Origin of the sequence: Gracilibacillus massiliensis (assembly GCF_001458115.1) — a bacterium.
GTDB lineage: Bacteria > Bacillota > Bacilli > Bacillales > Amphibacillaceae > Gracilibacillus > Gracilibacillus massiliensis.
This window is the reverse complement of the sequence record NZ_CZRP01000010.1, coordinates 156776-177649: the sequence shown is the minus strand read 5'-3', so window position 1 is coordinate 177649 and position 20874 is coordinate 156776. Positions and strand designations below refer to the sequence as shown.

Here is a 20874-nt window from a genome sequence, read left to right as displayed (position 1 = left end):
AAAGGAGCATATAGATAGATGTCAGACGCACACAAAGCAGAAGCACCAAACTCTGTAAGATGTAAAATAATTACCGTGAGTGATACCCGGACAAAAGAGACAGATAAAAGTGGCCAATTAATGTGTAACTATTTAGAGCGAAATAATCATCAAGTAGTTGCACACCAAATTGTAAAAGATGAACAGAAGGAAATTAAATTAGCAATAGAGGACGGGATTACCCAATCAAACATTGACGCGATTTTAATAAATGGTGGAACTGGAATTGCGAAAAGAGATGTCACCATTGAAGTAGTCGAGCGCTTGTTGGATAAACAAATGCCAGGCTTTGGAGAAGTGTTCCGCTTGTTGAGCTATCAAGAGGATATCGGTTCGGCTGCAATTCTTTCACGAGCAACAGCAGGTGTCATCCAGGATAAAGCTATTTTTGCTACACCAGGCTCATCAGGTGCTGTAAAATTAGCAATGGAAAGACTAATTATTCCAGAGCTTGGTCATGTAATGAGAGAAATCAACAAAGACTTATAGATTCATTGTTTTAATCAAAACCATAATGTCTATAATAGAAAAAGAAAGGTGGCAGTGAAGATGAGAAAAAAGAAATTAGAAGAAATTGATCTTATCATTAAAGAAAATCGTAAGTCTGCAAATGAAACGATTTTCAAATCCTTGCCACCTAAGAGACGAAAAAGATCAAGAACAAGAACACTTGGGGAACGAGAAGCTCTTGATAAAATTGCGGTAGCTAGATGGAAAAAAGCGGAAGCAGAAGGCAAAATAAAGCGAATATCGAAAAGGAAAATGTATTATGATTACCGCTGAAAAAATAAAAGAAACCTTTCCTAAATTAAAAACACTACCTAAGTTTGAACGGCAATTAGAATTCGCCTCTATGATAACAGAATATATGAAAAATAAGAATATTCACCCGATTATTGTGGGTGGATTAGCGGTTGAAATATACACTCGAAATGACTATCAAACACATGATATTGATTTTGTCAGTGATGGTTGGGCACAATTTGATCAATTGTTAAGCGAGTTAGATTTCATTAGAGTGGAACGTGAATGGTATAATACAGAGCTCGAAATTGCAATAGAAGTACCATCTAATTTTCTTGAGGGAAACGAAGACCTTGTTACAGAGTTAGAGCTTCCGAATAACAAAAAACTCTACGTTATTGGTGTGGAGGATATTATTATTCATCGGCTAGAAGCAATTGCTTTTTCAACCACTTATCCAAAAGAAGATGAAGACTATGAATGGGCATACCGTATGTATCTGATTCATAAAGAAAATATTGATTATAACTATTTCGAAAGCCAGGCGAAAGCAGTAAAAATTTGGTCGATTATTGAAGAATGGTTAGAGAAAGAGCAATAAAAGTAATTATTGCTCTATACCGTCCAACCTTTTAAATTGTGCTTCTTCAACGGAGTTTCCAACTATCTCAAAATGGTATTCTCTTCCCTTCTCAACGGTGATCGGAACTTTTGGTTCGATAGTAACGCGATCATTGTTTTCCATAATAATTACCGCTTCTAGTGAAGTCTTTTCTTGTGAATCAAAATCTTCTCTCTCTATTAACTCAATATACAATGAATCTCCTTTATCAATAAATGATGAATCAGCATTTACTGATGTAGGACCTGTTATTCGTTGAAAAGGTTGATGTATCACTAGATTTACGCCTAAAAAATCAAATGTAGCGTTATTCGTAATCACTACCATTATGTCATCTTCTACTTGTTCTTCGGTCGTGTCGCTCAAGGGGGTGATTCTTTCAGTGTTGCCATTACTAAGTAGTAAAATAGTAATAATACAAGCTACTGCTACTATGCTTACTAAAGGTTTAAAAATAAATTTACGTGATCGAGGCGGTTCTTGGATTTTCTGAGAAAGAAGTCTCTTCATTTCCTCGCTTTCGTGCTTGGATAATTTGACCTTCTGACTGAGTGATTTCCACTCCCTATCAAAATTGCTCATGCATAAATCCTCCTTTTTGCAATTCTTTTTTCAATGCCTTGAGGGCACGAAAAAGCTGAACCTTCACTTTATTTTCGGACCAATCTAAGATAACAGCTGTTTCCTTTATCGAAAGCTCCTTTATTTTTCGTAGTATAATAACTTCACGATAGGAATTCTTCAGTTTTTGGAGTGCTTGGTATAATTCTTTTTCTCTTTCATTGAGAATGGAAATTTGTTCTGGTGTTTTCACATTTGCAAGTAGCGGTTTTGACCAATCAAACATATAAGCAATAGGCTTTTGTTTGCGGATATAATCAATGGTGATATTTCTTGCAATACGAACGAGCCAAGCCTTTTCTTCGCCACCGTGGAAGGAATCAAAGCTGTGATAAGCACGAACGAAGGTATCTTGCATTAAGTCTTTTGCCTGCTCATGGTCGCCAAGCATATAAAAAATATAATTATAAATATCATGATGGTACTTGTCATACCAGTCATGTATACGGTTGATTTGCAAGTTCCCCCATTCCTTTCTATTTTTTATCTAATCTAACAACGGATCACTTTTCCAAAAGTTACACACAAATAAAAAAAATCACTCAATTATTTTTGAGTGATTCATTCCTCTCTTCTATATACACCGCTTTTTCCACCTGTCTTCTCTACTAAATAAGTTTGACCAATAACCATTCCTTTGTCGACGGCTTTACACATGTCATAGACCGTTAATGCTGTAACAGAAGCAGCCGTTAATGCCTCCATTTCAACACCAGTACTTCCCTTGGTCTTTGCTTCAATAGTTATAACCAATTCATATGTATCCTCATCCTGTACCCAATCAAACTGAATATCTACGCCACTCAGCGGCAACGGATGACACATTGGGATAATCGTTGATGTTTGCTTAGCTGCCATAATTCCAGCTACTTGTGCAACAGATAGGACATCGCCTTTACCAATTGTTTGATCTATTATTTTCTTATAGATTTCTTTGTTTACAAATATGCTAGAGTGAGCAATAGCCGTTCTACTTGTCACTTTTTTCTCGGTAATATCGACCATTTTCGCTCTGCCTTGTTCATTGATATGTGAAAAATCTGTCATATATATCACAACCTTTTTTCCCTCATTATACTACAATTAAAAAGTACATCCAGCCGTGAAGGTTTCTTACTTTCTAATATTAGAGCACTAAGTTAACATGTTATAATAGTAAAATACAAGCATAGAAAGGTTTTAGAACATGATCAAACGTCGTATAGTATCGATATTGTTAGTCGGTCTTCTACTAACAGGCTGCCAATCAGAAGAGCAGGAAATAACTATATCTGCAGCAGCTTCACTTATAGATGTTTTAGAAGAAGTGATCGATTTATTTGAACAAGAACACCCATCGATCCAAGTTTCCGTTAACTTGGGAGGATCAGGATCATTGAGTCAGCAAATAATTCAGGGAGCTCCCGTGGATGTGTTTTTGTCTGCCTCTATTGATAAATTTGAACAGGTAAGACAAGAAGGATTGATGGATGAAGAATTTATCGAGCCTTTAATGATGAACAAACTGGTCTGGATTCAAGCAAAAGATACATCACCTCTTAAATCAATTGAACAGATCAATAAGCTTGCAATCGGGACACCGGAAACAGTGCCTGCTGGGCAGTATGCAAAAGAAGCTTTTACAGACTCAGGGATTTTCACTAAATTGGAAAGCAAATTAGTATATACTAAAGATGTAAGACAAGTACTCCAATATGTAGAGAGTGAAAATGTGGATACAGGAATTGTTTATCAAACTGACGCAAAAATATCTGACAAAGTTAATATAAATCATGAGTTACCTCTAGGAGAATATGATCCCATCATCTATCCTGTTGGTATCTTAAAGAACTCACAACAAAAAGAAGCAGCAAAAACCTTTTATCAATTCTTACAAACTGAAGAAGTGATCGAGCTATTTAAACAATATGGATTTTTAGAAGTAGATGGTGACATAGATGGAAGCATTTTTTCAACCAATTAAATTATCTGTAACCGTGTCTCTTATTGCATTAATCATTGTTTCTACAATTGGGATTACCGTTGCCTTTTTAATGGCAAGGAAACAATTCAAAGGGAAAGTTTGGATCGAAACATTACTATTATTACCGATTGTTTTGCCACCAACTGTGATTGGCTTTATCCTAATCATGCTATTTGGTCAAAATGGGGTATTAGGTAAAATGACAAATCTGCTTTTAAATCAAACGCTGATGTTTACCATTTGGGCCGCAGTAATTGCCGCAGTAATTGTTGCTTTTCCATTAATGTATCAGTCGGTCAAAACGGGTCTATCCTTTGTCGATCGACACATTGAAGACGCCGCTAGAGTAGATGGTGCTAACGAATGGAAGGTCTTTCGTTTTATTACACTTCCACTCATCCAAAAGTCTATTTTGTCTGGGATAATTCTTAGTTTTGCACGAGCATTAGGAGAATTTGGGGCAACTTTAATGTTTGCTGGTAATATTCCAGGTCGGACTCAAACGATCCCGATGGCGATATACGTAGCCTTTGAATCCAACAAAATGACGTTAGCGTGGGCATGGGTATTGTCTATTATTGTCGTATCATTTATTATGTTACTTTTTTTACGTAAATCTGCCTAAAAAATAGTCATAATTTTGTAAATAAATCACAATGCAAACGCTATCAATACGTGATAAAATAAAAGGAAATGAAAAAGAAGATGAGGAGATTATAATGAATGATCATTTATATAGATGGCGTAACAAAGAAATTCGTAAGCAAGTAGCTGTAATTGATGAGAAAGAGCAGCCAACCTTGGTATTAAAAAATGCTTATTATCTGAATGTCTTTATGCGAAAATGGTTGGAAGCACATATTTGGATATATAACGATCGTATTGTATATGTGGGCAGCAGATTACCTGAATCACTTGTGGATGTTGAGGTTGTTGATTGCACAGGGAAATTTATCGTGCCAGGTTATATCGAACCACACGCACATCCATTTCAACTTTATAACCCATATGAACTAGCTATGTATGCCGGACAAACAGGAACAACAACATTGATGAATGACAACTTACCATGGCTTTATTTAACAAATAGAGAGAAAGCGTTTACATTACTGGAAGATTTCATGAAATTACCGGTATCAATGTATTGGTGGGCGCGTTTTGATTCACAGTCCGAAATAAATGAAGAACAAGAAATTTTTAATGATGAAGAAGTTCATGCATGGTTACAACATGAGGCTGTCGTACAAGGTGGAGAGTTAACAGCATGGCCACAAGTATTACGAGATGATGATCGTATTTTATACTGGATGCAAGAAGCAAAACGACTAAGAAAGCCTGTTGAAGGACATTTTCCAGGTGCCTCAGAGAAAACCTTAGTAAAATTAAAACTGTTAGGTGTAAGCTCTGATCATGAAGCATTATCTGGAGAGGAAGTCTTTAATCGTATCTCAATGGGCTACCGGGTAGGTTTGCGTAATTCCTCGGTTCGACCAGATTTAGAGAAATTGTTAGTAGAGTTACAGGAGCTAGGGATAAACTCTTATGATTTCTTAACGATGACAACAGATGGTTCGACACCTGCCTTTTATAAAAATGGTATTATTAATCAGTGTATTCAAATCGCTATTGATAGTGGTGTGCCGGAGATTGAAGCTTATATGATGGGGACGTATAATGCTGCGGAACAATTTCATTTAGAGGAAAGGCTGGGCGGAATTGCCCCTGGACGTGTTGCCCATTTAAATATATTGACATCATCTGATAATGCCACCCCTGAATCGGTGTTAGCAAAAGGAAAGTGGCTCAAAAAAGACGGTAAATTAGTGAATCAAGACGTGGCTATTGATTGGAAAAAATATGGATTAGGTAAACTTGAATTAGACTGGCAGTTAACTGAACGTGATTTACAATTTTCGATGCCTGTCGGACTGAAAATGGTGAATGACGTCATTATGAAACCATATCCGATTGCTATTGATGCGAATACGGAAAAAATTATTAATTCTACAGATGAATCTTTTTTGATGTTAGTAGACCGCGAAGGTGATTGGCGCGTGAATACGATTATCAAAGGGTTTACCAAAACACTTGGAGGACTGGCTAGCTCCTATTCGCTCACAGGAGATATTGTTTTAATCGGCAAAAGTAAATCTGATTTATTACTTGCCTTTTCAAGAATGAAGGAAATGGGTGGCGGTATTGTATTAGTTCATGAAGGAGAGGTCATTTTCGAATTGCCACTAACAATCGCTGGAATGATGTATGACGGTAGTATGCCGGATCTCATGGTGGAAGATCAGCGAATGAAAGATATTTTGATTGATCATGGCTATCAGTATCAAGATCCGCCATATAATTTGTTGTTTCTATCATCGATGCATTTACCTTTCGTCCGGATAACACCATTAGGAATTATCGATGTGAAGAAAAAAGATATTTTATTTCCGGCGATTATGCGTTAAATTTTTGTTATACTAATAATAGTTAAATCGGCATGCATTGAAGTGTATGCCGATCTTTGATTTCTACATACAATGAAAAAGGTGGCAGACAGATGAAGAAGTTATTATTCGTTATTTTTATTTTACTTTTTTCTTTAGTTGCTTGTTCTGATGATGAAACAACTACAGAGCCTGAACCTGAAGAAGAGCCAGTGGAAGAGGTAGAAGAAGAACTTGAAGAGCCAGAAAAACCATCGACACCAGAACATATTTATCCGTTAACTGGTATGGAAGCAGAAGAAAAAGTAACGGACCGAATGATTGCTGTGATGGTAAATAATCACCCAAAAGCTAGACCACAAACAGGTCTTTCGCAAGCAGATACTGTTTTTGAAATCTTAGCTGAAGGAAACATTACCAGATTAATGGCGATTTTTCAAAGTGACATTCCTGAACGAGTAGGACCTGTTCGTAGTGCAAGACCCTATTATTTTAATTTAGCCGATGATTATAATGCTATTTATGTCTATCATGGGGCAGCGAACTTTATTGAAGATATGATCCAAAACGGTGCAGCACAAGGTTTGAACGGTATGTATTACGATAATGACAAAGTATTATTTGAACGTTCAAGTGATCGCGTTGCTCCTCACAACTCATACGCATTATTTGATGGAATTTATCAGCGCGCAGAAGAACAAGAGTATCCTTTAGAAGCAGAGTATCAGCCCCTTACTTTTATCGAGGAAGATCAAGCATCAGAAGGGGAAACTGCTACAGATGTGCAATTTAGTTATAGTAATTATTCGGTAAGATACGTCTATGATCAAGAAAAGAAAAGTTACGAACGATATAGTGATGGAGTACAAACAGTAGAAAAGACAGATAGTACACCTATCATGCTTGAAAATGTCTTAATTATGGAGACGCCACACCAAGTGATCGATGATGCCGGTCGTCGTGAAATTGATTTGGAATCTGGTGGGAATGCTTTATTACTACAGCAAGGTAAAGTGCAACACGTGCAATGGGAGCGAATTGATGGTAGAATAATCCCAACGAAAGATGGAGAGCCTGTTCCGTTTGTTTCAGGTCAAACATGGGTAAACGTTATCCCTACTAGCCCTGGTATTGATGGTGTTCAACTATCTAGTGAAACGGAATAAAAAGGAGAGGTGTATACCATGCAAATCGATAAATTGCGTGGCAAACAATTAGATCAATTATTTGATGCTATGTTAACACTAAAAAATCGCGAAGAATGCTATCGCTTTTTTGATGATATTGCAACCATGAATGAAGTTCAATCCCTTGCACAACGATTGCATGTTGCCAAAATGTTGGATGAAGGACAAACCTATACGGCAATTGCCAAAGAGTCGAGTGCATCAACCACAACGATTTCACGTGTCAAGCGATGCTTAGCATATGGTAATGATGGCTATCGTATTGTGTTGGACCGGTTAAAGGAAGATGAACAACAGGAGTAGAATAATCAAGAGTGCCTTATTTAAGGTACTCTTTTTCGAAGTGTATAAAACAGTGAAGATGGAGGTACCCAGATGATTAAATTCGGAGTTATCGGAACAAATTGGATTACAGATCGTTTTATTGATGGTGCAAGTAAATTAGAAAATTTTGAATTAAATGCTGTCTATTCAAGGACAGAAGAGAAAGCTGAAGAATTTGCTAGTAAATATCAAGTAGAAACAATATTTACAGATGTGGAAACTTTCGCGAATAGCGACTCAATCGATGCGGTCTATATTGCATCACCAACTGCCCTGCATAGTGACCATGCGATTACTTGTATGAATGGCGGAAAACATGTGATTGTTGAGAAACCTTTTGCTTCAAATGAACGAGAGGTTTTGCAAATGATCCAAACCGCTAAGAAAAATAACGTAACCTTAATGGAAGCGATGAAAACAACACATGTTCCTAACTTCAAGCTAATAAAAGATAGCCTTGATAAAATTGGTCCTGTTCGTCGTTATGTAGCGAACTTCTGTCAATACTCTTCACGCTATGATAAATATAAAGAAGGTATCGTATTAAATGCTTTTAAACCAGAATTATCGAATGGATCGCTAATGGATATTGGGGTTTATTGTCTTTACCCGATGGTAGCTTTATTTGGAGCACCAACCCGTGTAAAAGCCACCGCTTATATGCTGGAATCTGGTGTGGATGGAGAAGGAACGGTTACAGTAGACTATCCTGATTTAAATGGTGTAGCCATGTTCTCGAAAATCACGAATTCTTCTCTTCCATCTGAAATACAAGGGGAAAAAGGATCTATTGTTATTGGGAAGTTTTCTGATATGAATGATGTGAAAATCGTTTATCACGATGGCACTGAAGAAGTTTTAGATACTGGTCAGGAAGAAAAAACGATGTATTATGAAGCAAAATCGTTTATTGAAACTATAGAGAACGGAAAAACAGAAAATGATGTTAATACATGGGAGCATTCATTAGCAACAATGCGGATATTGGATCAAGCACGAGCTGAAATAGGTCTAGAATTTCCAGCTGATCATAAGTGATATGTAAATTCTTACGGACAAAAATAGGCTTGATGAGAAGATTTTGTCCATAAGAATGAATCTTATGGACAGTTTTGAGAAAAATTTTAGTTTTTGTCCGTAAGAATACATCTTGCGGACAAAATTGTGTTATTACTAGATTTTTTGTCCATAATAATAGATCTTACGGACAAAAAACTTCAAAATCGTATATTTTGTCCATAATAAAAAGGTTGTCACCGATACTAGTGACAACCTTTTTATTACTAAATTAATTTCGGATCAAGTGATCAAATGCGCCTAATGCTGCTGTGGCACCTGATCCCATTGAAATGATGATTTGTTTATAAGCGCTATTCGTGCAGTCACCTGCTGCGAATACACCAGGGATGCTTGTTGTTCCGCGCTCATCAACGATAATCTCACCAAATTTGTTTCGCTCAAGTGTTCCTTCAAGCCACTCTGTATTTGGCACTAAACCAATTTGTACGAATACACCTGCTAGAGCAATATCTATTTCTTCTTCTGATTCACGGTCTACATAGCGAAGTCCTTCAACTTTGTCTGAACCATAAATCTCAGAAGTTCTTGCATTTGTAATAACCGTTACATTCGGCAGACTGTGAAGACGATCTTGCAGTACAGAGTCTGCTTTCAACTCTGGTAAAAATTCCAATACAGTAACATGTTTAACGATACCGGCAAGGTCAATCGCTGCTTCGACGCCAGAGTTACCGCCACCGATCACGGCAACCTCTTTACCTTCAAAAATAGGGCCGTCACAGTGTGGACAATAGGCTACCCCTTTATTTTTGAATTCCGCTTCTCCAGGAACGCCGATATTACGCCAGCGAGCACCTGTTGATAGCACAAGTGTCTTACTTTTCAACATGGCACCATTTTCTAGTTCTAATTCGAAAAAGTCTTTTTTTTCTAATGATTTGGCACGCATAGAGTTCATGATATCTACGTCGTAATCATTCACATGCTCTTCTAAATTAGCAACAAGCTTTGGTCCTTCAGTATATTTAGTGGTAATGAAGTTCTCAATACCAAGTGTATCTTGGACCTGGCCGCCGAATCGTTCTGCTACGATGCCAGTACGAATACCTTTACGTGCTGCATAAATGGCTGCACTGGCTCCAGCTGGACCACCGCCGACAACTAATACATCATAAGGCTCTTTCTCATTTAATTCAGAAATGTCGACACTGCTTCCAAGTTCTTCAAGAATACTTTCAAGTGTTTGACGTCCATCGACAAATTGCTCGCCATTTAAATAAACAGAAGGCACTGCCATTACATCTTTACTTTCTACTTCCTCTTTGAAAGCAGATCCTTCTACCATCGTGTGTGTGATCTCAGGATGTACGACACTCATAATGTTTAATGCTTGTACGACATCCGGGCATTTTTGACAAGAAAGACTTACATATGTTTCAAAATGTAATGGCCCTTCTAACTTTTTAATTTGTTCAATGGTAGCTTCATCGACCTTAGGTGCACGACCACTTACTTGTAAGAGTGCAAGCACTAGGGATGTGAATTCATGTCCAAGCGGAACACCAGCGAATATTACGCCAGAGTCTTCACCTTTACGGTTGATACTAAAGCTTGGTGTGCGATCAAAAGAGCCTTGTTCGATTGAAATTTTGTCAGACATGCTTGTAATTTCATTTACGAGTTCGTCTACTTCTTTAGAAACATCATCAGAACCTACACTCGCCTTAATGACGATATCATTCTCTAATAGTTTCAAATACTCTTGTAGTTGTGATTTTATTTCTTGATCAAGCATTTAGACCCTTCTTTCTTATATTTTACCAACTAGATCGATACTAGGCTTTAATGTGTCGCTTCCTTCTTCCCATTTAGCTGGGCAAACTTCACCAGGATTGTTACGTACGTATTGAGCGGCTTTGATTTTGTTGATAAGCTGGCTCGCGTCACGACCAATACCTTCTGCATTGATTTCTGCTGCTTGAATAATACCATCTGGATCAATGATGAAAGTACCGCGATCTGCAAGACCTGCATCTTCACGTAACACATCAAAGTTTTGAGAAATAACGTGTGACGGATCACCAATCATTGTATACTCGATTTTTCCTATCGCATCTGAACTTTCATGCCAAGCTTTATGCGTAAAGTGTGTATCAGTGGAAACAGAGTACACCTCAACACCTAATTTTTGCAGTTCTGCATATTGATTTTGTAAATCTTCTAATTCTGTTGGGCATACGAAGGTAAAGTCTGCAGGATAAAAGCAAACAATACTCCATTTACCTTTGAAATTGTTTTCTGAAACATCTAGAAATTCTCCTTGACGAAAAGCCTCCGCCTGGAATGGTAGTACTTCTTTTCCGATTAATGACATAATGATTGTCCTCCTTGATAAATTCTTTATATTTTATTGATACTCCTTATAAACAAAAAGTATCTATTACACAACAATTGTAATTATAAATGAAATAGTAGTGGAAGTGTCAAGCTAAAGGCTATTCTTCAAATAATTGTAACAAAATAATCCATTCTACCATTTTAATCGAAATCGGATGATATTATTCAAGCCAGAAAAAATCTTTTCAATGACTTTGTGTGAAATACATCACACATTTTGAGAGCAAAAGCAGCTATGATAATGAGTAACGAGATGTAGATATAGAGAGGATGTGTTTAAATGAAGAATGTAAAAGGCCTTCAGCTACCATTACAAACTTTGAGTTTAGTTGTTGGATTTATGGTTTGGGTGATACTTTCATCATTAATGAGTTTTATTAAACAAGATATTATATTAACAGCCGGTCAGATTTCATTGATTACTGCAATCCCGGTTATATTAGGGTCGGTGTTGCGAGTTCCATTAGGCTTTTATACGAATCGATTTGGGGCACGCGGACTTTTTATTTTAAGTCTATTGTTTTTGATTTTACCTGTAGGTTATCTAGGGATAGCTAACAGTTTTACAGATTTAATTGTTGCAGGTTTATTTTTAGGTATTGGGGGAGCGATTTTTTCTGTAGGGGTAACATCTCTACCAAAATATTATCCAAGAGAAAAACATGGTTTCGTCAACGGGATTTATGGTGTAGGTAACATTGGAACCGCGGTGACATCCTTTGGGGCTCCTATTATTGCAGGAATGTATGGTTGGCGTATTGCTGTCTTTGTATTTGTTATTCCCTTATTATTATTTGCGATTTTAAATTTTGTTTTTGGCGATCGAAACGAACCGAAAGTCGACACATCGTTAAAACAACAAGTATTGAGTGTCTATAAAAACAATAAATTATGGTTTCTCAGTTTCTTTTATTTTCTTACATTCGGATCTTTTGTTGCTTTAACCGTTTATTTACCAAATTTTCTAGTTTCCGAGTTTCAACTAACAGAAGTAGATGCAGGTTTACGGACAGCCGGATTCATTGCTTTGTGTACCTTATTAAGACCAGTTGGTGGCTGGTTAGGTGATAAATTCAACCCATTCAAAGTATTAATGATTGTCTTTGCAGGGCTAACTGTTTCTGGAATTTTATTATCATTTTCACCAACCATTTTGCTTTATACAATCGGAAGCCTGTCGGTAGCAATCTTTTCTGGAGTTGGAAATGGTACAATTTTTAAACTAGTGCCATTATATTTCTCAAAACAAGCAGGGATTGTCAATGGTATAGTGGCGGCAATGGGTGGTTTAGGTGGATTTTTCCCACCGATAATATTAACAATTGTCCACGATATTAACGGTCATTATGCGATTGGTTTTATGGCATTGTCTCAATTTGCGCTTGCCAGCTTGATCATTATAATTTGGATGTACTATACGGATAAATTAAACTTATCAAATTACATTGTGAATAATGCGGGACAAGGAATTTTAGTGACAGATGAAAATGGAAAAATCACGAAGGTCAATAAAGCATTCGCGAAGATCACCGGTTATCTGGAAGAGGATGTGCTAGGTGAAAATCCTAATGTTTTAAGCTCTGGAGAACAAAGTGAAGAGTTTTATAACGAAATGTGGCGACAAATAAGAGAAAAAGAGATTTGGCAAGGCAAAATTATAAATAAACGAAAAGATGGAGAAATTTATACTCAATGGTTATCGATCAGCATATTAAAGGATGCTGGGGATAATGTAACCAATTATGTTGGTGTATTTAGTGAGATTGACAAATAAGCCAGGCGTAAAATACGTCTGGTATTCTTATGTTATTTACTGTAAAATGTAAAATAACTTAGACAGAAAGGAAGGTTAGCAATGCACCCTCGTAAGAAACCTTATGAGTTAATCCTGTATGAATATCTCCGTATTCGAAGAGGATTATCATCTGATGAAAACAGTAAGTATCGCAAGTTGAAAAAGGGATATGAAGGTGAGCTTTTGTTTGATGCTTATATCGACAACTTAAGTTGTGACTATCTTTCCTTAACAGACCTCTGGTTTTCCCACAACAATAGGTTTTTTCAAGTAGATAACATCCTGCTTATGAACAATACTATTTACATGTATGAGGTTAAAAATTTCCTAGGCAATTACTATTATGAGAACGAAAAACTATTTATCGAACCGAATCAAGAAGTTGATGATCCTCTGACACAGTTGAAAAGAAGTGAAGCCTTGCTGCGACAGTTATTGAAAAATCTAGAATTTCTTAATCATGTGCAAGCAAAAGTCGTTTTTGTTAACCCTGAATTCACGTTACTTCAAGCTCCTCGCACATCCAAAATAGTATTACCCTCACAGTTAAATCGATACTTTCATAAATTACAGCAAGCTCCCACCAGATTAGATATTTCGTTTCATCATTTAGCCGAAAAGCTTCAATCCATCCGTTTAGAGAAATCTCCGTACATCCAATATCCCATTTATGATTATAACCAGTTGAAAAAAGGTATACCATGCCGATCATGTCATAAGTTCTTTGAAACAGTAGAAGGACGAACCTGTATTTGTCATTATTGTGGTATGCGCGAAGCCTTGCATTCAGCTGTACTAAGAGCAATTGAAGAGTTTGCTTTTCTTTTTCCTGATCAACGAATCACAACTGACAGAGTAAGTCATTGGATTCATTTATCTTTGCCAGAAAAGCGAATTCGCTATGTGTTGAACAAATATTATATACAAAAAGGGAAAAACAAGGGGGCATATTATGTAAAAAAAAACAATTACACGTGAAAGAAGCTAAATAGATGGTAAGATAAAGCTATATTAGAAAAAAAACAGCGATTCATCCGCTGAAAATATATATCGCCCAAAAGGAGTGCTCAGGAGTCCCCGTTTTGTCCGATAAATGCATATATCACCCAAAAGGGATGCCCAGAGTCCCCGTTTTGTCCGATAAACGCATATATCGCCCAAAAGAGATGCCCGAGAGACCCCGTTTTGTCCGATAAACGTATATATCGCCCAAAAGGAGTGCCCGGGAGCCCCCGTTTTGTCCGATAAACGTATATATCGCCCAAAAGGAGTGCCTGGGAGCCCCCATTTTGTCCGATAAACGCATATATCACCCAAAAGGAGAACCTGGGAGTCCTCATTTTGTCCGATAAACACATCGATCGCACAACACAGCAACTATTTATGCCAATAAATGCATCATATTTTACTTTCCACAAGATATCATTCTAAAAATGTCTAGATTTTTGCTATAATGAAATAATGGATATAGAATCGTCATTAATGGAGGATTATGATTGTGTATAATATCGACGAATGGAAACATATCTTCAAGTTAGATCCGGCAAAAGAGATCTCAGAAGAAATGATAGATAAAATTTGTGAATCAGGAACAGATGCCATTATTGTTGGTGGCACAGATCATGTCACACTTGATGGAGTATTACAATTATTAAGCAGAATTCGCCGTCATACGGTGCCAGTTATTCTCGAGATATCAAATATCGAATCGGTTACCCCGGGATTCGATTATTATTTTGTACCAATGGTGTTAAACAGCAAGCAAAAAAAATGGATGATGGATGTTCAGCATGAGGCGATTCGTGAATATGGTGATATCGTTAACTGGGATGAGATGTTTGCTGAAGGCTATTGTATTATGAATCAGCAATCAAAAGTTTACAAGCATGCCGATTGCAAACTTCCGACAGAAGAAGATGCAATAGCTTATGCGAGAATGGCGGAACATTTATTCCGACTACCTTTTTTCTACTTAGAATACAGTGGTACATATGGAGATCCAGCACTTACTAAAAAAATCAGTCAGGAACTAAAACAGACGAAGCTGATATATGGTGGTGGCATAGAATCGAAAGAACAGGCCGCAGAAATGAGTCAATATGCAGATATTATTGTCGTTGGCAATGTTATCTATGATCGCCCAAAAGAAGCACTAAAAACAGTGAAAGCAACAAAGTAAAAGGACGGTGTTAGGATGAGTCGGATGAAACACGACTTATTAAAAGGATTAAATAAGCCACAGCAAGAGGCAGTTCAACATACAGAAGGACCACTCTTAATTATGGCAGGTGCAGGTAGTGGAAAAACACGTGTATTAACACATCGAATTGCCTATTTATTAGATGAAAAAGATGTATCACCACGAAACGTTTTAGCAATTACTTTTACAAACAAAGCGGCTCGTGAAATGAAAGACCGTATTGCCAATCTTGTTGGCTCCTATGGTAATGATATGTGGGTATCGACGTTTCACTCAATGTGTGTACGCATATTAAGACGTGACATTGACCGGATTGGGTATAGTCGCAATTTTTCGATATTAGATAGTGGTGATCAACTAACGGTTATTAAAAATATTGTAAAAGATAAAAATATCGATGCGAAAAAATTCGAACCAAGAGCAATCCTAGGTATGATTAGTGGTGCTAAAAATGAATTGATTACACCTGAAACATTTGCGGAAAGCGCGAACGACTTCTTCAGTAGACAAGTATCCGAAGTCTTTACCGAATACCAAAGACGTTTACGAAAAAATCAGTCATTAGATTTCGATGACTTAATAATGCAGACGATCCACCTTTTCAAAAGGGTGCCAGAGGTATTAGAATATTTTCAGCGCCGTTTTCAATATATTCATGTGGATGAGTATCAAGATACCAACCATGCGCAATATCAACTAGTTAAACAATTGGCATCACGATTTCAGAATCTCTGTGTTGTCGGGGATTCGGATCAATCGATTTATGCATGGCGTGGTGCGGATATTACCAATATCTTATCGTTTGAAAAAGATTATCCTTCCGCCCGCGTGGTGATGTTAGAGCAAAACTACCGTTCGACAAAATCGATTTTACAAGCAGCAAACCAAGTAATTGAAAACAATACAGGCAGAAAACCAAAAAATCTTTGGACAGATAATACCGATGGCAATAAAATCCGTTATTTCCAGGCGTCAACCGAACGTGAAGAAGGCTTGTTCGTAGCGGATCGTATCGAAGAACTTGTGATGCAACAAAATTATAAACATAATGATATTGCTGTGCTTTATCGAACCAATGCCCAATCCCGTGCAATTGAGGAAACATTTATGAAAGCAAATATTCCTTATCAGATGGTTGGTGGTACTAAGTTCTACGATCGAAAAGAAATCAAGGACATGCTTGCATACCTCCGCCTCATTGTAAATCCAGAGGATGATATTAGTTTTGCTCGTGTTGTAAATGAACCGAAACGAGGCATCGGGAAAACATCTCTAGATAAATTACAGGCTTATGCGGCAGCACATGATATTTCAATGTATACAGCTGTGCAAGAGGTTGATTTTGTTGGGGTTAGTGCCAAAGCAGCGAAATCATTAATGCAGTTCGGCCAAATGATCAAAAATTGGACACAACAACAAGAGTTTCTCACCGCTACTGATATGGTCGAGGAAGTAATCGAGAAAACCGGTTATGAAGAAATGTTAATAAATGAACGAAGCATTGAAGCACAGACCCGTTTAGAAAACATCGAAGAATTTAAAACAGTAACAAAACATTTTGAAGAAACAAACGAAGACAAAACATTGGTAAGCTTCTTAACGGATTTAGCTTTAATCTCTGACATTGATCGAATGGATGATGATCCGACAGCGAACGATAAAGTAACGATGATGACGTTACATGCAGCAAAAGGTTTGGAATTCCCTGTTGTCTTCTTAATTGGTATGGAGGAAAGTGTCTTCCCACATAGTCGTTCGATGATGGACGATGACCAAATGGAAGAAGAACGTCGTCTCGCCTATGTCGGGATAACCAGAGCCGAGAAACTCCTGCATGTATCCCATGCGAAGATGCGTACATTGTTTGGACGAACCAATATGAATCCAATTAGCCGCTTTATCGACGAAATACCGGAAGATTTAGTAGAAGGAAAAGAAGAACTCCATGAATCGATGTTTGGTTCCAAACAAGAGAGAATAGCGATTCAAGATCAGGATTTACCTTTTGACACACCAAAACCGAAACGCAAACCACAAAAAACAGTAAACAAGACAACTGGTGGTGAAAAAGAAGCTTGGCAAGTCGGTGACAAAGCGAATCACAAAAAGTGGGGACAAGGAACAGTAGTGAAAGTGAATGGATCAGGTGATGCTATGGAATTGGATATTGCCTTTCCTGCACCAACAGGAATTAAACGACTTCTTGCTAAATTTGCCCCAATTACGAAAGCGTAAAAAGGAGGTGCTGTTAACATGACTGAGAACGAGGCACGAGAGCAATTGGCGACATTAAGTGAAGAATTAAATCGATATAATTATGAATATCATGTCTTGGACAATCCAAGTGTGCCAGATGCGGAATACGACAAGAAAATGAAAAATTTAAAAGACATCGAAGCAGAATTTCCAGAGCTGATTACTGCTGACTCGCCATCTCAACGAGTGGGAGGCGAGCCGTTAGAAGCATTTCAAAAAGTCACCCATCGTGTCCCAATGTTGAGTTTAGGAAATGCCTTTAACGAAGCAGATCTAAAAGATTTTGATCGTCGTGTACGTGAAGGATTAGCAACAGAACAAGTAACATATGTTTGTGAGCTAAAGATTGACGGACTAGCGATTTCATTGCGATACCAAGACGGCCTCTTTGTTCAAGGTGCAACAAGAGGTGATGGCACAACTGGTGAAGATATTACCAGTAATTTAAAAACGATCAAGAGTATTCCATTAAGAATCCCGGACCAAGCACCTATTGAAGTTCGAGGGGAAGCATTTATGCCACAACAGGCTTTTGTATCGCTTAACCAAAAACGTGTGGAGAACGAAGAAGAACCTTTTGCAAATCCAAGAAATGCAGCAGCTGGATCTCTTAGACAATTGGATCCAAAAATTGCAGCAAAACGTCAACTTGATATTTTTTTATATGCGGTTGGTGAATGGGAATCAGGTACACTAGAAACACATATTGAACGACTCCAATATTTAGAGAAAATTGGTTTTAAGACAAATCCTGAATGGCGAAAATGTAACAGTATAGAAGAAGTAATTCAATATGTCGAAGAATGGGTTGAAAAACGCGCGAACCTCACTTATGATATTGACGGAATTGTTATTAAAGTTGATAATTTAGAAGCACAAGAACAGTTAGGCTTTACGGCAAAAAGTCCCCGCTGGGCAACGGCATATAAATTTCCAGCTGAAGAAGCGGTAACAACGCTAACCGATATCGAGTTAAGTGTCGGTCGTACAGGAGTCGTCACACCAACAGCGATTTTAGAACCAGTTAAAGTAGCGGGTACAACGGTTCAGCGAGCTTCTCTTCATAATGAAGATTTAATTAAAGAGAAAGATATTCGGATTGGTGATACGGTAGTGATCAAAAAAGCGGGAGATATTATTCCAGAAGTAGTACGTGTTGTAGAAGATATGCGAACCGATCAACAACAACCTTTTGCGATGCCTGAGAACTGTCCATCCTGTGGGGCGGAATTAGTCCGTTTAGAAGAAGAAGTGGCATTACGCTGTATCAACCCAAACTGCCCTGCTCAATTAAAAGAAGGCCTTATCCATTTCGTATCAAGGCTTGCTATGAATATTGATGGACTAGGGGAAAAAGTAGTTGAACAACTCTTTCAAGCAGAGTATATTCATACGATTGCCGATCTATATCGATTAGATCGTGAGGAACTCCTTAAATTAGAACGTATGGGGGAGAAGTCGGTAGACAACCTGTTGAAAGCAATTGAAGATTCTAAAGAAAATTCATTAGAGCGTTTGTTATTTGGTCTCGGTATCCGATATGTTGGTTCTAAAGCAGCAAAAACGTTAGCAACTCACTTCGAAACGATGGAAAAGTTACAAGAGGCAGGTTTTGATGATCTAGTAGCAGTAGATGAAATAGGTGATAAAATGGCAGACTCGATTGTCCGCTATTTTGAAGATGAAAAAGTGAATCAACTTATTTCAGAGTTACGTGCCCTAGGCTTGAATTTAACATATCAAGGACCAAAAGTAACCAAAGCTGCAGCTGATAGTTCCTTTTCTGGAAAAACAATTGTTCTTACAGGTAAGTTGTCGATTTATACAAGACAAGAAGCCAAACAGCGTATCGAAGCATTAGGCGGTAATGTAACAGGTAGTGTAAGTAAAAAAACAGATCTGTTAATAGCTGGGGAGGAAGCTGGTTCCAAGTTAGATAAAGCAAAAAGCTTAAACATAGAAATTTGGGACGAACAATTATTACAAGAGACACTTGAGGGGGATTCGAAACAGAATGAAGAAGTGGATGGCTAGCCTTTGTGTCGGAGTACTCGTTTTAACAGGATGTGCCCCTGATTTCGGTGAACAAGAAGAAGAAGCGATAATAGATGAAAATTTAGATGATAGTCTTCAAGAAACAGCTATCATCCCAAAACATAATTTGTCTGAGGAGAACTATCGTGTACTGATTGATTCAAATTTAAGTCAGGCACGTGGTGTTATTACCAACCAAATTGCCAATCGAGTTGACATTGATGAACTGGAAGAAGGATTACGCCGTCATTCAAAGGAAGTATTTGATCCAGAAACCTACTATTTTCAAGAGGGTCAGTATTTAACAGAAGATATCCTTTATGATTGGTTAGAACGTTACGATGAAGATGAGGAACCCCTTGGATTAAACCCGGAATTGGGAGTTGAAGCCGAGGAAGAAGCTGATGAAGTAGTGCAAGAAGCAGAGCAAGATAATCCAAAGTATTTGTCCCATATATTAGAGCAAAATTATTTGACGAAATCGAATGATGATGTGGTTGAATTAACAGGTATTTCAATTGGAATCGCGATGAAATCTGTCTATCGATTTCAAACAGAAATAGGTGGTCCATATTATTATGAAGATATTTCAGAAGATAAAATGCTTTCAGAAGCGAACCAAATAGCAGATGAAGTGGTGCAAAGAATTCGTCAAATAGAAGGGTTAGAAAATGTGCCAATCATGTTATCCGTTTTTAGAGAATCTTCTCAAAGTTCGCTAGTACCAGGTAATTTTGTTGCAAAGACGAATATACCTGGTGATCGAGCATCGATTGATGATTGGGAAGAAATTAACGAAGAAAATGTATTATTCCCATCTGAAAACGGGCGAAATACGTATGCAGATACCCATGCCACATTAGTTGATTTTGAAACCGATGTCGCTTCTTATTTCCCGAATTATGTCAGTGTAATAGGTAAAGGTTTCTATCAAAATGGTGATTTGCAAAAATTAACGGTAGAAATCCCTGTTTCGTTTTATGGAAAGGCTGAACTAATCGGTTTCACACAGTATGTTTATGGGCTTGTTTTATCAGGTTTTCCAAATGATTATCAATTAGAAATAAATATTACATCAGGAGATACACAAGAAGCATTAATTGTTCGAAATCCTGGAGAAGAGGAAGGCTTTGTCCATATTTACCATTAATTCTGTTCAAAAATGTTTTGAAATCACGGGATTAATGGTAAAATAAACGTTATGGATTTTACTTAATGATGCTAGGTTTGA

At 37.4% G+C, this 20874-nt stretch carries 20 protein-coding genes; 15 read left to right on the top strand and 5 right to left on the bottom strand.

Translation table 11 applies throughout. The features are described from left to right. Positions 1-18: 18 nt before the first annotated feature. The 3 genes from BN3107_RS03070 to BN3107_RS03060 are packed head-to-tail and all read left to right on the top strand — an operon-like array spanning position 19 to position 1384. Positions 19-528 carry a MogA/MoaB family molybdenum cofactor biosynthesis protein gene (locus tag BN3107_RS03070; protein ID WP_058306174.1) on the top strand — a complete coding sequence of 170 codons (510 nt, stop codon included), beginning with the start codon at positions 19-21 and terminating at the stop codon, positions 526-528. Between the two features lie 60 nt (positions 529-588). Next, positions 589-822 carry a hypothetical protein gene (locus BN3107_RS03065; RefSeq protein ID WP_058306173.1) on the top strand — a complete coding sequence of 78 codons (234 nt, stop codon included), beginning with the start codon at positions 589-591 and terminating at the stop codon, positions 820-822. Then, the gene (locus BN3107_RS03060) at positions 809-1384 is read left to right on the top strand and encodes a DUF6036 family nucleotidyltransferase (RefSeq protein WP_058306172.1); all 576 of its coding nucleotides are present in this window, start codon (positions 809-811) and stop codon (positions 1382-1384) included. The genes BN3107_RS03065 and BN3107_RS03060 overlap by 14 nt, the downstream gene beginning before the upstream one ends. Before the next feature lie 6 nt (positions 1385-1390). Here the strand turns inward: BN3107_RS03060 and BN3107_RS03055 are convergent, their stop codons facing one another. From BN3107_RS03055 to moaC, 3 genes are all read right to left on the bottom strand, one after another. Further along, positions 1391-1987 carry a hypothetical protein gene (locus BN3107_RS03055; protein WP_058306171.1) on the bottom strand — a complete coding sequence of 199 codons (597 nt, stop codon included), beginning with the start codon at positions 1985-1987 and terminating at the stop codon, positions 1391-1393. Beyond that, complete coding sequence (locus BN3107_RS03050; RefSeq protein WP_058306170.1) at positions 1974-2486, bottom strand: RNA polymerase sigma factor; 513 nt, start codon at positions 2484-2486, stop codon at positions 1974-1976. Before BN3107_RS03050 ends, BN3107_RS03055 begins: the two co-directional genes overlap by 14 nt. Before the next feature lie 101 nt (positions 2487-2587). After that, positions 2588-3073: a cyclic pyranopterin monophosphate synthase MoaC gene (gene moaC, locus BN3107_RS03045; RefSeq protein ID WP_058306169.1), complete on the bottom strand. Its 486-nt coding sequence runs from the start codon at positions 3071-3073 to the stop codon at positions 2588-2590. Positions 3074-3212: 139 nt separating this feature from the next. Here moaC and modA point away from each other — a divergent pair, with 139 nt between their 5' ends. The 6 genes from modA to BN3107_RS03015 all read left to right on the top strand — a co-directional run bounded on the left by modA (position 3213) and on the right by BN3107_RS03015 (position 8979). Beyond that, positions 3213-3989, top strand: a complete 777-nt coding sequence (gene modA, locus BN3107_RS03040) for a molybdate ABC transporter substrate-binding protein (RefSeq protein ID WP_058306168.1) — start codon at positions 3213-3215, stop codon at positions 3987-3989. Next, positions 3964-4614 carry a molybdate ABC transporter permease subunit gene (modB, locus tag BN3107_RS03035; protein WP_058306167.1) on the top strand — a complete coding sequence of 217 codons (651 nt, stop codon included), beginning with the start codon at positions 3964-3966 and terminating at the stop codon, positions 4612-4614. Before modA ends, modB begins: the two co-directional genes overlap by 26 nt. A gap of 94 nt (positions 4615-4708) precedes the next feature. Further along, entirely contained in the window at positions 4709-6451 is a 1743-nt protein-coding gene (locus tag BN3107_RS03030; RefSeq protein WP_058306166.1) for an adenine deaminase C-terminal domain-containing protein, read from the top strand. A gap of 92 nt (positions 6452-6543) precedes the next feature. Continuing rightward, positions 6544-7596, top strand: a complete 1053-nt coding sequence (locus BN3107_RS03025; protein ID WP_058306165.1) for a DUF3048 domain-containing protein — start codon at positions 6544-6546, stop codon at positions 7594-7596. 18 nt (positions 7597-7614) lie between these two features. Next, positions 7615-7920 carry a YerC/YecD family TrpR-related protein gene (locus BN3107_RS03020; protein WP_058306164.1) on the top strand — a complete coding sequence of 102 codons (306 nt, stop codon included), beginning with the start codon at positions 7615-7617 and terminating at the stop codon, positions 7918-7920. A gap of 72 nt (positions 7921-7992) precedes the next feature. Further along, positions 7993-8979 carry a Gfo/Idh/MocA family protein gene (locus BN3107_RS03015; RefSeq protein ID WP_058306163.1) on the top strand — a complete coding sequence of 329 codons (987 nt, stop codon included), beginning with the start codon at positions 7993-7995 and terminating at the stop codon, positions 8977-8979. A gap of 250 nt (positions 8980-9229) precedes the next feature. Here the strand turns inward: BN3107_RS03015 and ahpF are convergent, their stop codons facing one another. Beyond that, the gene (ahpF, locus tag BN3107_RS03010) at positions 9230-10756 is read right to left on the bottom strand and encodes an alkyl hydroperoxide reductase subunit F (RefSeq protein ID WP_058306162.1); all 1527 of its coding nucleotides are present in this window, start codon (positions 10754-10756) and stop codon (positions 9230-9232) included. 15 nt (positions 10757-10771) lie between these two features. Beyond that, the gene (gene ahpC, locus BN3107_RS03005; protein ID WP_058306161.1) at positions 10772-11335 is read right to left on the bottom strand and encodes an alkyl hydroperoxide reductase subunit C; all 564 of its coding nucleotides are present in this window, start codon (positions 11333-11335) and stop codon (positions 10772-10774) included. A gap of 303 nt (positions 11336-11638) precedes the next feature. Between ahpC and BN3107_RS03000 the strand changes: the two genes are divergently transcribed. The 6 genes from BN3107_RS03000 (at position 11639) to BN3107_RS02975 (ending at position 20793) form a co-directional block, all read left to right on the top strand. Continuing rightward, positions 11639-13132, top strand: coding sequence for a nitrate/nitrite transporter (locus tag BN3107_RS03000; protein ID WP_058306160.1), 1494 nt, complete (start codon positions 11639-11641; stop codon positions 13130-13132). An 81-nt stretch (positions 13133-13213) separates the two neighbouring features. Beyond that, entirely contained in the window at positions 13214-14131 is a 918-nt protein-coding gene (locus BN3107_RS02995) for a nuclease-related domain-containing protein (RefSeq protein WP_058306159.1), read from the top strand. 520 nt (positions 14132-14651) lie between these two features. Further along, positions 14652-15332, top strand: coding sequence for a heptaprenylglyceryl phosphate synthase (gene pcrB / locus BN3107_RS02990; protein ID WP_058306158.1), 681 nt, complete (start codon positions 14652-14654; stop codon positions 15330-15332). A 15-nt stretch (positions 15333-15347) separates the two neighbouring features. Then, positions 15348-17588 (top strand): DNA helicase PcrA, encoded by a 2241-nt coding sequence (gene pcrA / locus BN3107_RS02985; protein WP_058306157.1) that lies wholly within the window; start codon positions 15348-15350, stop codon positions 17586-17588. Between the two features lie 18 nt (positions 17589-17606). Further along, positions 17607-19643: an NAD-dependent DNA ligase LigA gene (gene ligA / locus BN3107_RS02980; protein ID WP_058306156.1), complete on the top strand. Its 2037-nt coding sequence runs from the start codon at positions 17607-17609 to the stop codon at positions 19641-19643. Further along, positions 19624-20793 (top strand): CamS family sex pheromone protein, encoded by a 1170-nt coding sequence (locus tag BN3107_RS02975; RefSeq protein ID WP_058306155.1) that lies wholly within the window; start codon positions 19624-19626, stop codon positions 20791-20793. The genes ligA and BN3107_RS02975 overlap by 20 nt, the downstream gene beginning before the upstream one ends. Positions 20794-20874: the final 81 nt, after the last annotated feature.